At 71.5% G+C, this 13,323-nt stretch carries 8 protein-coding genes and 1 pseudogene; 3 read left to right on the top strand and 6 right to left on the bottom strand.

The window, feature by feature from the left end:
• Positions 1-10 precede the first annotated feature (10 nt).
• The 3 genes from B7R87_RS01815 to B7R87_RS34030 all read right to left on the bottom strand — a co-directional run bounded on the left by B7R87_RS01815 (position 11) and on the right by B7R87_RS34030 (position 5,462).
• Positions 11-1,330, bottom strand: coding sequence for an aminotransferase-like domain-containing protein (locus tag B7R87_RS01815; RefSeq protein WP_040917012.1), 1,320 nt, complete (start codon positions 1,328-1,330; stop codon positions 11-13).
• Between the two features lie 1,432 nt (positions 1,331-2,762).
• Positions 2,763-3,692 carry a glycine-rich domain-containing protein gene (locus tag B7R87_RS01810; protein ID WP_040917013.1) on the bottom strand — a complete coding sequence of 310 codons (930 nt, stop codon included), beginning with the start codon at positions 3,690-3,692 and terminating at the stop codon, positions 2,763-2,765.
• A gap of 660 nt (positions 3,693-4,352) precedes the next feature.
• Positions 4,353-5,462 (bottom strand): hypothetical protein, encoded by a 1,110-nt coding sequence (locus tag B7R87_RS34030; RefSeq protein ID WP_040917014.1) that lies wholly within the window; start codon positions 5,460-5,462, stop codon positions 4,353-4,355.
• Positions 5,463-5,598: 136 nt separating this feature from the next.
• Between B7R87_RS34030 and B7R87_RS01800 the strand changes: the two are divergent.
• Positions 5,599-5,757 (top strand): annotated as a pseudogene (locus tag B7R87_RS01800) (saccharopine dehydrogenase); the annotation flags it as partial.
• 17 nt (positions 5,758-5,774) lie between these two features.
• Here the strand turns inward: B7R87_RS01800 and B7R87_RS01795 are convergent.
• Positions 5,775-6,719 (bottom strand): LysR family transcriptional regulator, encoded by a 945-nt coding sequence (locus B7R87_RS01795; RefSeq protein WP_006350816.1) that lies wholly within the window; start codon positions 6,717-6,719, stop codon positions 5,775-5,777.
• Between the two features lie 919 nt (positions 6,720-7,638).
• Here B7R87_RS01795 and B7R87_RS01790 point away from each other — a divergent pair.
• Both B7R87_RS01790 and B7R87_RS01785 read left to right on the top strand, forming a co-directional pair.
• Positions 7,639-8,418 carry a thioesterase II family protein gene (locus tag B7R87_RS01790; protein ID WP_006350817.1) on the top strand — a complete coding sequence of 260 codons (780 nt, stop codon included), beginning with the start codon at positions 7,639-7,641 and terminating at the stop codon, positions 8,416-8,418.
• Between the two features lie 66 nt (positions 8,419-8,484).
• Positions 8,485-11,244, top strand: coding sequence for a helix-turn-helix transcriptional regulator (locus B7R87_RS01785; RefSeq protein WP_006350818.1), 2,760 nt, complete (start codon positions 8,485-8,487; stop codon positions 11,242-11,244).
• Between the two features lie 14 nt (positions 11,245-11,258).
• On the opposite strand, the gene B7R87_RS01780 is transcribed toward B7R87_RS01785, so the two are convergent.
• Both B7R87_RS01780 and B7R87_RS01775 read right to left on the bottom strand, forming a co-directional pair.
• Positions 11,259-12,041 (bottom strand): FkbM family methyltransferase, encoded by a 783-nt coding sequence (locus B7R87_RS01780; protein WP_006350819.1) that lies wholly within the window; start codon positions 12,039-12,041, stop codon positions 11,259-11,261.
• Complete coding sequence (locus tag B7R87_RS01775) at positions 12,038-13,204, bottom strand: C9 hydroxylase cytochrome P450 (protein WP_006350820.1); 1,167 nt, start codon at positions 13,202-13,204, stop codon at positions 12,038-12,040. Before B7R87_RS01775 ends, B7R87_RS01780 begins: the two co-directional genes overlap by 4 nt.
• Positions 13,205-13,323 lie beyond the last annotated feature (119 nt).

Raw genomic sequence — 13,323 nt, 5'->3', positions numbered from 1 at the left:
TTCTCGGTGGTCATGCCTGGTCGGGGCCGGGTGCCTGAGGCCCGGTGCTGGTGGCGGGGGCGGAGGTGCCGAAGACGTCCCGCAGCCGCAGCTCGGCGCCGATGACGTCCGCGAGCAGCCGTACCCCGTCGCGGATCCGCTCGGGTGGCGGGTAGCAGTACGACAGCCGCATCGCCTGGCGTCCGCCGCCGTCCGCGTAGAACCCGGTGCCCGGGACGTACGCGACCCGGGACTGGATCGCTCTGGGGAGCATCGCCTTGGAGTCCAGTCCTTCGGGGAGGGTGACCCACACGAAGAAGCCGCCGGCCGGGCGGGTCCACGAAACCCCCGGGGGCATGTACTTCTCCAGTGCGTCGAGCATGGTGTCGCGCCGCTCCCGGTACATCGCCCGGAAGTCCTTCATCTGCTCGGGCCAGGGCTGGGTGCGCAGATAGCGGTCGACGGCGAGCTGGTTGAAGACGGAGTGCGAGAGCATCGCACTCTCGGCCGCGAGCACCAGCTTCTCCCGTACGGCCGCCGGGGCGAGCGCCCAGCCGACCCGGAGTCCGGGGGCGAGGGTTTTGGAGAAGGAGCCGAGATAGATCACGTCGTCCGGGGCGTCGGCGCGCAGGGCCCGCATCGGCTCGTCGCCGTCGAGGTGGAGCAGGCCGTACGGGTTGTCCTCCAGAAGCAGGACCCCGGCCCGGCGACAGACCTCCACCACCTGGGGGCGGCGTGCTGCGGAAAGGGTGACACCGGCCGGGTTCTGGAACGTCGGCACGGTGTAGAAGAGCTTCGCGGGCCGTCCCTCGCGCTCCAGCCGGGCGAAGGTCTCCGTCAGCGCCTCGGGGACGACGCCGTCCTCGTCCATGGCGACGTGCACGACGTTGGCCTGGTAGGCGGCGAAGACGCCGAGGGCGGTCACATAGGTGGGGGCTTCGGTGACGACGGTGTCGCCGGGGTCGACGAACACCCGGGTCACCAGGTCGAGGGCCTGCTGGGAGCCGACGGTGACCATCACGTCGTCGGGGTGCGCGTCGTCGATGCCCTCGGCGGCCATCACCCGGCAGATCGTCTCCCGCAGCCCAGGGTCCCCCTGCGCGGAGCCGTACTGGAGCGCCACCGCGCCCCGTTCCGCCACCAGTTCGGCCATGAGCGTGCCGATGGCGTCCAGCGGCAGCGCGGACACGTTCGGCATGCCCCCGGCCAGCGATACGATTTCCGGCCGCGATGCCACGGCGAACAGGGCCCGGACCTCGGAGGCGACCATCCCGGCCGCCCGTGCCGCGTACCGTCCGCGCCACGGATCGACCCGCGAACCCGACCGGGAAGACTGCTCGCCAGACTGCATCGGCACGCTCCTGTCCGTCACCGTCCAAGACCACCGACCCTACCGAGCACCCGTGATCACCGCCCGGAATTCCCCCCGTCCGCCGCTCGGGTGCCCCTTTTCCGTTGGACGCCGGATGCAGATGGCCTCTTCGTCGAAGACGAATGGGGGACAGGCGCTGCCTGCGCGTGTGGCCGTGAAGCGGCCAGGGGACAGAGGGACCACTGTCACTGGAGGGGTTCCTGAGGAGGATGCGGTGCGAGGATCTCGTGTGCGGCGATGCGTGATGACGGCGACGCTCGCAGGGAGTGTGATGTGGGTGGCGACACCTGCGGGGGTGGGGTACGCCGCATCGGACATGCCGGGGCGGGCGGTGGATGAGCCTGGGTACCGAGTATTCACTCCGGCTGACGGCCCTCAGCAGTGGAGCGTGCCCGTGGGGGTGGAGGAGTTCACCGTGTATCTGTGGGGCGCCAGTGGCGGAGGCGGTGGCGGAGCCGGCGGCGGAGGCGGAGCCAGGGGTGGTGCCACCACCGGCAATCCCCCCGGTGCTCCTCCTGGTGTCCGGAACGGACCCGGTGGCGGCGGGGGTGGTGGAGGCGGCGGAGGCGGCGGCGGAGGTGTCGGAAGCTTCGTCGCGTGTACCTTCACCGCCGCCCAGCTAGCCGGTGAGTCGCTGTCGGTGCGGGTCGCCCCCGGCCGTGAAGGCGGTTCAGGCGGTGGCGCGGCGCAGGGCGGGCACGACGCCCTGCTGCTGATCCCGGTCCCGGGCGGGACCGGCGGTGGCGGGTCGGACGGCGTAGGCGCCGCACCGACCGGCCTCTTCGTCGGCGGGGACCCGGCGGCGGGGGTGCTCAGCGGGGAATCCGGCCGGGGCGGTCTCGGCGGTGAAGGGGCCTTCAACAGCGAGGGCCGGCCGGGCGGCGCCGGTGGCCCGGCCGGGGGTGGGTCAACCACCGCTCTGTGCGAGGGCGAGGAGACGGAACCGGTCACCAACGGAGTCGGCGGTAGCAGCGGAGCCGGTGGTACCCCGGGCATCAACGGCACCCGCCCGGTCCTGTATTCACCGGACCGGGGTATCGGCGGCAACGGGGGGACCGGAGGGGCAGGTGGTGCAGGAGCAGGCCTCGTCGTCACCACCGTTACGCTGCCCGACGGCCGGACCTACACTCCTCCGGCTTCCGTCGGGCAAGGTGGCGGCAGCGGAGGTAACGGAGGTAACGGCGGCGCGGGTGGCAAGGGGGCGACGGAGAGGTTCCTGTACACGAACGGGGTGGGCAGCCAGGCCGGCAGTAACGGCGGTAAGGGCGGCGACGGCCACGTGGTGATCGCCTGGTGACCTCGGTGTGATGCCGGTTGAGATTGAGGTTGAGGTTGCGGGCGGGCGGCGCTCAGCCTTCCTGTTCCCCGGAGGGCCGAAGGCGGCAGCGCCGGTACCTCTCATCGCCGGGGGTCAGGTGGTGCTGTAGGTGATGACGACGCAGCCGGGTTCGCCGGTGGTTCCGTGCGGATCGGTGGGGGAGCCGCCGTTGCCGCCGCGGCCGTTCGCCGTGCCGCAGGAGGCGGGTACGCCGCTCGCGGTTCCTCCGGTGAGGCCGTCGGGGTCGCCGCCCGTGGTGGAGGTTTTGGAGGTGACGGCGAAGGCGCCCGACGCGCCGCAGTCCGCGGCTCCCCCGGCAGGCGGGTCGGAGGTTGCGAAGTCGAGGAGGGTATTCCCGCCGAGGGCTGACAGGCCCAGCGCCGAGGACGCCACCACGGGGGCGGAACCCCCGGATCCGCTGAGTCCGAAGAACGGGAGCCTGTTGATACCTGCTCCGCCGCCTCCGCCGGCCGCGACGGCGGTGAACTCGGTTCCGTAGGTCCCGAGACGGACATTGCTTGCCCCTCCGCCCCCTCCACCGCCGCCGCCTCCGTTACGGGCGCCGCTACTTCCTCCGAAGCCGTTCGCGCCGACGTCGTCCCCGCCTCCGCCGGGGCCCGCAGGTCCGCCGGGGCCGCGGTAGCCGGGGTGGCCCGGACCCGCGGCGGTGACGTTCAGCGTCCGGCCCGCGAGGCCGGTGACCGTGCACCGCAGCGTTCCGCCCGCGCCCGCCCCCTCGCCCGAGGCGCCGCCCAGAGTCGTGGTGCCACCGCCCCCGCCACCCCCTGCCCCGACCAGGGTGAAGGACACCGAAGTGGCGTTGTCGGGGACGGTGTACGTGGTGCTGGTGTAGCCCGTGCAGAGGGTGGTCGTCGCCCCCGATGCCACGCAGCCGGGCTGAGGCTGGGCAGCCGCCTCCGGGGGCCACAGCACCCCCGCCCCGAGCATCAGCACCGCACTCGCACCGACCGGACGGAGCAGCTGCCCGCGTCCGGTCCGCGTGAGCCGGACGGGACTGGACAAGGCACGAGGAAGAAGCATGGCGCAGGCCTTTCCGCGGGAACCCGGGGCCGGCCCCAGGGTGGAAGAGGGGATCACCCATCAACGTAATCCCGTGTGCACTTTCCGCCACCTTGAGCGGGGTATCCGGGGTGGAGGCCGGTGAGTGCCACCGAGGAGGGGGCTTCCTCCGGCGGGCACCCGTTCAGCTGTCCCTCTTGTGAGGGATGGTCCTTTTCGAGTTCTTCGCCCGATGATGGTGTCCATGCCAAGTGCTTCCGGCGTGCGGTCCCGGCCGGGGGCGGACGGAGTGTCCGCGACGGCCGTGTCCGCTTCGGCGCGGTCACTGCCGTACCCGCCCCCCGGGCCGCGGCCACTTCGCGCAGGAACGCAGGCAGGGGAATGCCGGTACCAGCAGAAGGAGACCAGTGATGACGACGGGCAAGAGGCTTGCCGCTGTCATGGCGGCAGTGGCGGCGGCCGTGGTTCTGAATCCGGGTGCCGTGGGGAGCGCCGCGGCAGCTCCGTTCCCGTTCCCGGCGCACCATGCGGCGGCCTGCGCCACGACGGCCCCCGGGGCCCCGATCGTCTGTGAGCTGTGCAGGTTGCTGTTCGGACCGGCCGGCTGCTGTGTCATCAGGCCCGATTGCTGCCCTGGTGCCGGCCCGGAGTAGTTGTTCGGGGTTACCAGGCGATGACGACCAGCCCCTGGGATCCGTCGCCGCCGTAGAAGCCGCGGCCGCCGGGGTTCCCGTTCTGTGCGCGGACCACACCGCCGCCCTGGCCGGTTTTGTAGCTGCCGTCGCCGCCCCGGCCGCCCGTACCGCCGTTCCCGCCCGTACCGCCGCCGCTGAGGACACCGGCGGGCACCGGGAAGACGGTGCCGTCGGGGAGGGTCACCTGGGTGACGGCGGGTGCGGCGCCTCCACGGCCTCCGGTACCCGGACCGCCGCCCGCGCCGCCCGCCGGGAGCGCGCCCTGTGCTCCGGACCCGCCGGAGGTGCCGTCCGTACCACCGGTGCCGAAGGTGACGGTCCGGTCGCGGGTCTGGCAGAAGGTGTCCGCCGCCGCACTCCCCGCGCCGCCACCCGCCCCGCCCGCACCGGCCCGGCCCTCTCCGCCGGGTTCGAGATACGACGGGATCCCGTCCAGCCCGCCGCCCCCGCCGCGGGTTCCGCCGCCGCCGGTGCCTCCCGACGCTCGGGACAAGTCGGTTTCGTTCCTCCCGGACAGGGTGGTCGTGGCGATGAGCCGCGAGGTCCCGCCGTCCCCTCCGCCGTCCCCGCCGGTACCCGGTGTCGCCGGGTTGTCGAACAGCAGCCCTGCCGTGGTCTCGCCGCTGCCGCCCGGGCCGGCGGTTCCGCCGGTTCCGCCCCGGCCCACTACCACCCGCAGGGTGGGCTCCACCACCAGGAGCTGGAATCTGCCGAGGTGGCACTCGACGAAGTCTCCCGCCCCGCCTCCGCCGCCCGCACCACCGGCACCGCCTCCGCCGCCGCCGCGGTACCGTGCGTTGTTGGGGCCGATCACCGTCGCCTGGTCGTCTCCCCGGCCGCCGCCCCCGCCCCCGGCGCCCCCACCGCCTCCGCCGCTCGCGCCCCACAAATAGACGGATACGTTCTCGACCCCGGCCGGTCTGGTCCAGTTGTACGTCCCACCGCCCTGGAACACCACGTACCGCGGCTCGGCCCGCTGCCCGGCCGCCTGCCCGGACGGCAGCATCAGCGACGACAGCGCCGCCGTCCCGCACACCACCGCCAGCACCCGTCGCGAAACGCACCGGGAAGCCGCCATCGAGGTCCTCCTGCTGTCCGGCACGGGAGACACCCGTACCCATAAGGGATTGCCGCCAACGACCAGCTATCACCGCAACAGCGCTTCCATGCACCACAGCCCCCGAACCACCCGCACGCCGGAGCGGCCGGGGCCGCTCGACACCTTCGCCCACTACCGGGACCGGGCCCGGGAAGCGGGTGCGGTGATCGTCCCGGCCATGGCCTTCTTCGGCGGCCTCGGGGACCTGCCGGCCACCGCGGCGATGGGCGACTGGACCGCAGCCGACGAGGCCCATATCGCCTATGCGCTCAGCGAGGGAGCGGGGGATTCTCAGTCCTGTGGGGCGGGTTGAGGGTCCTGCGGGGCCTCTGCGGTCGCGCTGGTCGGATGCGTGGTGTGGGGCAGCTCCGTCAGCAGGTCGAGGAAGGCCCGTAACGGTGGCCCCGGACGGTTCCCGAGCCGCCAGGCGAGCACCTTCCGCAGCCGGATCGCGGGCTCCAGCGGTACCACGACGATCCGTTGGTCCAGCCGGAGCAGCGGGTTCGTGTACGAGGTCAGGGCGATGCCGATCCCCTCGGCCACCAGCGTCACCTGGAGGGCGATGTCGGCGGTCGCATAGGCGATGTCCAGTTGCAGGCCCTGTGCCGCGAAGGCGTCCCGGACGAAGGCGTGCGCTCCGCTGCCGGAGCCGTAGCCGATGAGGGGGCAGCGGGCCGCCTCGGCGAGGGTCATGGGATGGTCCGGGTCCCGGGTTCCGGCGGGCAGCACCGCGACGAAGCGGTCCTCCAGGAGGCACCGTGAACCGAGGCCGTGCGGCAGGCCCCCCGGAGGTTCCGCGATCACCGCGGCGTCGATCTCCCCGCTGCGGGCCTGCGCCATCAGCACGGGGCTGGGCGCCCCGGTGAGACGTACCTGCACTCCCGGATAGCGGCGGTGGTACTCACCGAGCAGCCGGGGTACGGAGGTGCCCTCCAGGCCGCCGGCGGTCCCCAGCACCAGCGTGCCGCTGAGGAGGCCGGACCGGTCGGCGAACTCCAGGGAGGCCGCGGCTGCCGCCGCCAGACAGGCCCGCGCGTGCGGCAGCAGCGCGGCGCCGCCGGAGGTGAGCACCACCTGCCGGGGCAGCCGTTCGAAGAGGGGCTCGCCCAGCTCCTTCTCCAGGGCCCGGATCCGCTGGCTGATCGCGGGCTGGACGACATGGCAGCGCGCGGCCGCCCTGGTGAAGGACCGTTCCTCGGCAACGGCGACGAAGTACTCCAGGGTGCGTAACTCCATGGCCGGGAGGCTAGCAACCGGCCAGGTCCGGACCGGGGCCCGCCGCCGGTACGGGACGCTTCCCGGGGGCGGACGACGCCCTCCCCGGCGCACCGGGGCGGGTACCGGGCAGGATGGTGAAGGGTCTTGACGTTGAAGTGCCGCGTGGACATTGTCGGCGGCGGCACGCGCCGTCGCGCGGCGTTCCACCGGGGAAGGCAGGACGTTCCCAAGGATCACCGGACCCGCATCACCCCTGCTGATGGGCACCATCAGCATGATGTATTGGCCTCGCCGCCGCCCGGCGGGAAAACTCGTCAACGTGGCCGGACGGATCAGGAAACGCAGATGCCGATGCGCCCGTCGACAGCCGGCGCGCCGCTCCGGTGGCCGTCGGCCCGGATGCGGCCGGAGACGTCCGGGTGCCCCGCCCTCATGCCCTCCGCCGGCCGGCAGCTGAATTGGGTTGCCCCGGGTGACCGCAGAAAAACGTCGAAACATTCAGAATTCCATCACCGGACGGCTCAAGTGCCGTCATTTGGTCGAAATATCGGCGAGTGATGTTGGGTGAATGTTGTCAAGTAGCCCCAGCCCCGGTGCTGGGGGGTGATGCGCCCGGTCAGGGGTGTCACGTCCGTCACCAGCATCGTTAGTGTCGATTTGCCATCTTTGGACTGGAGGCCGGCATGCGCGTGCTTCAATGCCGTCGGAGAGCGGTGAGACTCCCCGGCGAGATGGATACGACCGAATGGGTACCGCTGCGGGATCATCTGTTCGAGCCACTTCCTCCGTTCGTCTTTCCGGCCTCCGACGGGGAAAACCGGACGACCTGGCGGGTCGGCGGCGTGGTGACGCCCACACCTGACCCGGCTCACGGGCATGCCGGGTGTGCCTCGCACGGCGTCCCCACGGTGCCCGGGGCCCGGACCGGATGTGCGCCATGAACCAGGAGCTGTGGCTGCGGCAGTTCTTCCCGGCGCCGGAAGCTTCCGTACGGGTGGTGCTGCTGCCGCACTCCGGAGGTTCGGCGACCTTCTACCTTCCGATCGCCCGCGCGCTCGCCCCGGTGGCCGACGTGTATGCCGTGCAGTACCCCGGCCGCCAGGACCGCCGTGACGAGGAGCCGCTGCGGGACCTGCGTACCCTCGCCGGGCTCGTCGCGGAGGTTCTGAAGCCGGGTCTCGACCGGCCGTTGGTGCTGTTCGGACACAGTATGGGCGCCACGCTCGCGTTCGAACTGGCCCAGCGGATCCCGGTGGCGCACCTGATCGTCTCGGGCGTACGTGCGCCGTCGCATCCACTCACCGACACCGTCCGTCTGACGTCGGACGACGACTTGCTGGCAGCGGTGGGCGCTCTCGGCGGGACGAACGCCGATGTGATGGCCGACGACGAACTGCGTGCGCTGATCCTGCCTCCGCTGCGTGCGGACTACGTCGCGGCGGAGACGTACCGCTGGCGCAGCGGGCCGCCGCTGGACACGCCGATCACCGTATGTATCGGCGACAGCGACCCCAAGACCACGGTGGAGCAGGCCCGCGCCTGGGCCGGGCACACCACCGCGCCGACGACCGTGGAGGTCTTCTCGGGTGGGCATTTCTATCTGGTCGAGCACCAGGAACAAGTGGCCGAGACGGTGGCGCGGGGCGTAAGGCTCGTGACACCGGGAGGACACGTGTCCGAGGAGCCGGATCATGCTGTTAATCAACGCCGTTCATAGCTGCATTTACCAGTAGATGAACGGCGCAGAACCCATGGAGACGACGGCCGCGAGGTGGTTCCGGAAGTGCGAGCAGCCCCTTATGAACTGATCGCTCGTGACGACGAGCTGAGCCGTCTCCACCGGGCACTCTCCGGCGCGGAAAGCGGACGGGGTGCCGTCGTCACCATCACCGGGCCGATCGCCAGCGGCAAGACGGCACTGCTGGAGGCCGGAGCGGCCAAGACCGGCTTCGTCACCCTTCGCGCCGTGTGCTCCATGGAGGAGCGTGCCCTGCCCTACGGGATGCTCGGCCAGCTCTTCGACCATCCCGAGCCGGCCGCCCGGGCGCCGGGTCTCGCCCGGCTCACGGCCTCGTGCGAGGGCCCGCCGATCGGCACCGACAACCGGCTGCGGGCCGAGTTCACCCGGACCCTGCTGGCGCTCGCCGCGGACCGGCCCGTTCTGATAGGCGTCGACGACGTGCACCATGCCGACGGCGCATCGCTGCTCTGTCTGCTGCACCTCGCGCGCCGGATCGGCCCGGCCCGTATCTCCATCGTGCTGACCGAGCTCCGCCGCCCGACACCGGCCGACTCCCGATTCCAGGCGGAACTGCTGAGCCTCCGCTCCTACCAGGAGATAGCGCTGCGGCCCCTCAACGAGACGGAGAGCGCCGAACTCGTCCGCCGCCACCTCGGCCGGGACACCCACGACGACGTCCTTGCCGAGACGTTCCGGGCGACCGGAGGCAACCTGCTCCTCGGGCACGGCCTGATCAACGACATCCGGGAGGCGCGGGCCACGGGGCGCCCGGAGGCCGTGGCGGGCAGGGCGTACCGGCTCGCCTACCTGGGCTCCCTCTACCGGTGCGGCCCGACGGCATTGCACATCGCCCGGGCGGCCGCGGTACTCGGCGCGAGCGCCGAACCCGTACTCGTCCAGCGGATGACCGGCCTCAACACGGAAGCCTTCGAGCAGGTCTGCGAACAGCTGCAGGACGGACGGCTGCTGCAGGACGGACGGTTTCCGCACCCGGAGGCCCGGTCCATCGTCCTCGACGACCTGTCGGCCCTCGACCGCCGGAACCTGCACGAGTCCGCACTGGAACTGCTGCGGGACCACGGCGTGGCCGGCAATGTGCTCGCCCGTCACCAGATAGGCACCGGCCGGGTGCACGGCGCGGACGCGGTCGAACTGTTCACCGAGGCCGCGCGGGAGCATCTTCTGCGCGGCGAACTGGAGGATGCGGTCGGATATCTGGAGCTCGCCCACCGCGCCTGCGACGACCCCGTCATACGGGCCGCGCTGCGCATCGGGGCCGCCGAGGTCGAACGCATCTGCGATCCGATGAGGGCCGGCCGACATCTGCCGGAGCTGCTCACCGCGGCGCGCGCGGGACTGCTCTCCGGCGAGCATGCCGTGTCCCTCGCCGACTGGCTGGCGATGGGCGGGCGGCCGGGGGAGGCGGCCGAAGTGCTGGCGACCCAGCACCCCGCGGCAGGGGACGACCAGAGCCGTGCGCTGCTGCTCGTAGGGGAGTTATCCCTCGCGCTGGTCCATCCCGGCAGATCGGATCCTTCGCGCAGGGCCGACTTCTTCGCCGCGGGCGGGCTCGCCGCCCTCCGTGGCCCGGCCCGGCAGCGCGCGGTCGCAGACAAGGCCGTCGTCGCCGCGCTGCGAGGCCGGCCGGAGCTGGCGGACGCCCATGCCGAGCGGGTCCTCCAGTACACAGACGCCACGGCGGACCGGACCACGGCCATGATGGCGCTGCTGGCCGTGCTCTACGCCGAGAACACCGAGGCCGTCCAGTTCTGGGTCGACAGACTGGCCGGTGACAAGGAGACTCGCACCCCGGCCGACGAGGCGATCTACGCCGGGTTCGGCGCCGAGACCGCCCTGCGCCGCGGCGACCTGACCACCGCCGTCGCCTACGGCGAGGCGGCCCTCGGCCAGGGGCTGGTGCCCACCTGGGGAATGGCGGCCACGCTGCCGCTGAGCAGCACCGTGGTTGCGGCGATCCGACTCGGCGATATCGAACGGGCCGACCGGTGGCTCTCCGAGCCGTTGCCGCAGGAGACCTCGGAGAGCCTCTTCGGGCTGCATCTGCTCTGGGCCCGGGGGCGGTACCACCTCGCGACCGGGCGGCACCGGGCGGCGTACGCACTGTTCAGGGAGTGCGGGGACCGGATGCGGCAGTGGGCCGTCGACGTGCCGGGCCTGGTGCTCTGGCGGGTCGACGCCGCCGAGGCGCTGCTGATGCTCGGCACCGACCGCGCCGAAGGACTCCGGCTCATATCCGACCAGATGTCCCGGCCGATGCGGTCCCGGTCACGCGCCCTGACCCTGCGGGTGCAGGCGGCCTACAGTCCACTGCCCAAGCGGATCGACCTGCTCGAAGAAGCAGCCGACCTCCTCGTCACCTGCAATGACCAGTACGAACTGGCCCATGTCCTCAGTGACCTGGGCGAGGCGCTCAACCTGGTCAGACAGCACAACCGGGCACGGGGCCTGATCCGCAGGGCACGGTACCTGGCGACCCAGTGCGGTGCGGCGCCGCTGCTGCTGAGGCTCGGCGCGAAACCGTCGGACCTCGGCGGTGCCTGGGACGCAACGCTGGGACAGCGCATCACCTCACTGACGGAGTCGGAGCGGCGGGTGTCCGCACTCGCCGCCGTGGGGCGTACGAACAGGGAGATAGCCGACCATCTGTTCGTCACGGCCAGTACCGTGGAGCAGCACCTCACGAACGTGTTCCGCAAGCTGGGAGTGAAGGGCCGCCAGCAGCTTCCGAGGGAACTGGCCGACGTCAGCGAGCCGGCGGGCCGGGGCGACCGGTGCGGGTAGCCGCCCCCGGCGGCTCAGCCGGCCGGCCGCCGTGCGGCGACCTGGTGGATGTCCGTGCCGACGAACAGCGGTTCCTGCTCGGTGACCACGGTGAAGCCATGGCCGTGCAGGAGCGCGACGACTTCGCCGAGCGCGCCTTCGGTGTCGTGGACCTCGGCGACGACCTGGCGGATACGGGGCCAGTCGGCGTCCTCGATGCCGGCGAGGACCCGCCGTTCGCTCTTCTCGACGTCGATCTTCAGAAGACCGATCGCCGTGATGCCGCGCTCCGCGATGACGTCGGAGATCCGGACCGTCGTGGTCTCGATCTCTTCGCTCGTGTCGGGCAGTTGGGCAAGCATGATGTCGACGTCCTCGGTGCTGTAGCCGCCGTTGAGGCCGAGCGTACGCAACAGCTCTCTGCGGCTCGCGGGATCCGTGTGGAAGCCCGACATCAGGGTGGCGTCGGGGTAGAACGTCATCCTGCTGACCCCGGCCTCGTCGGAGACCGCGCACTGGTCCACCCGGCCCGGGACGCCGTGCCGCAGCACGTTGGCCCGTAGCGCGGCGAACGGCATCGGCGCGGGCTCGAAGGCGTGCACGGTCACTCCGGGCCGCTCCAGATGGGCGAAGAGCGTGAACATGCCGATATTGGCGCCGACGTCGAAGACCACGTCACCCGGGAGCAGTTCGATGCCGTTGCGCAGATAGCAGCGCTCGGTGAAGATCTCCCGGTACAGGAACTGCGCCTCGCCCGCGTTGATGTGCGAGACCGTCGTCCCGTTCGGCAGTCGCAGTGTCTCCGGCACCGGGGTCACGCCGTACCCCAGGTGATCCGCAGTTCGGCCGGGCTGAACAGCCCGAGACCCTCGTTCATCGGTACGTCGCCGGCGAGGCGGACGTCCGGGAAGCGTTCGAACAACCGCAGGCACGCGACCTTGATGAGCAGCCGGGCGATGTGCTGCCCGGGGCACTTGTGGATGCCGTGGCCGAACGCGAAGTTGCCCTCCGGCGGACGCCGTACGTCGAACACATCGGGGTCCAGGAACAGCCTCGGGTCGCGGTTCGCCGTCGAGTAGAGCGGGATCACGTTGTCGCCCGCGCTGATCCGTACGCCGTGCAGGTCGACGTCTTCGACGCAGACGCGCGGTACTCCCATCTGGTTGACCGGCAGGAAGCGCAGCATCTCCTCGACCGCGTGGTCGATCAGATCGGGTTGTGCACGGAGGGCCGCCTGCTGTTCGGGGTGGCTGAGCAGGGCGTAGAGGCAGTAGCCGACCATCTGCTGTACGGAGTCGTGCCCGGCGAACAGCAGAGTCGCGAACACTCCCGTCGCCTCGTCGTCGCTCAGCGAGATCTCGCCGTCAGCGGTGGAGGCGAGGCGGTGGAGCAGGTCGTCGCCCTGCTCGTCGCGTTTGGCGCGGACCAGCTCCCCGGCATGGACGAAGAAGTCGTCCGTCAGCGTCTTCACGCTGTCCAGGTCGGTCGAGCCCGTGATGCTGCGCATGCGTGTTTCCAGTACCGCTCCCTCCTCCGGGGTGAGCCCGTACAGCGCGTTGATGACGAGGGAGGGGAGCTGCTTCGCGTACCCGGAAATCAGATCGGTGCCGGGCCCGGCGGCCTCGATCCCGTCCAGACAGGCGTCGGCCGCCTCGACGACGAAGGTCTCCTGCTTGCGCGCGGAACGCAGCGTGAAGTCCCCGGCGATCTTCTGCCGGTAGCGGCTGTGCTCCGGCAGGTCCATGCCGGAGAACCAGCCGGGGCGCCGGTCGGGCAGCATCTCGGACGGTGCGGCCGAACTGAACCGCGGGTCGTTGGTGACCAGTTTGACGTCCTCGGCACCGGCGACCAGCCAGTGCTGGATGCCGAACAGATCGAACGAGCCCACCGTGCCGCTCGCCAGGATCGCCCGGTGGCCGTCCTGGATCGCGAACGGGCAGCGTCCGGCGGGCGTCGTCTCGTCGGGTGTGTCGGTGCTCATCGGTGGTCCTTCCAGACGCGGGAGAGAGTGTCGAGGAGATCGGCGATGGCCGCACGCTCCGGGGCGGGTGTCGCCGCGATGTCCGCGGCGTCGAGCGACTCCATCTCCGTCAGGAGTTC

It is taken from the genome of Streptomyces tsukubensis, assembly GCF_003932715.1.
Lineage (GTDB): Bacteria > Actinomycetota > Actinomycetes > Streptomycetales > Streptomycetaceae > Streptomyces > Streptomyces tsukubensis.
Note: the sequence above shows the minus strand (reverse complement) of the source record. Positions and strands in the feature narration are given on the sequence as shown.

What these genes read in the sequence shown, in the direction of transcription:
- B7R87_RS01815 (WP_040917012.1), bottom strand. Translation starts at nt 1,330, where the DNA reads ATGCAGTCTGGCGAGCAGTCTTCCCGGTCGGGTTCGCGGGTCGATCCG.
- B7R87_RS01790 (WP_006350817.1), top strand. Translation starts at nt 7,639, where the DNA reads ATGAACCAGGAGCTGTGGCTGCGGCAGTTCTTCCCGGCGCCGGAAGCT.
- B7R87_RS01775 (WP_006350820.1), bottom strand. Translation starts at nt 13,204, where the DNA reads ATGAGCACCGACACACCCGACGAGACGACGCCCGCCGGACGCTGCCCG.
- B7R87_RS34030 (WP_040917014.1), bottom strand. Translation starts at nt 5,462, where the DNA reads ATGGCGGCTTCCCGGTGCGTTTCGCGACGGGTGCTGGCGGTGGTGTGC.
- B7R87_RS01795 (WP_006350816.1), bottom strand. Translation starts at nt 6,719, where the DNA reads ATGGAGTTACGCACCCTGGAGTACTTCGTCGCCGTTGCCGAGGAACGG.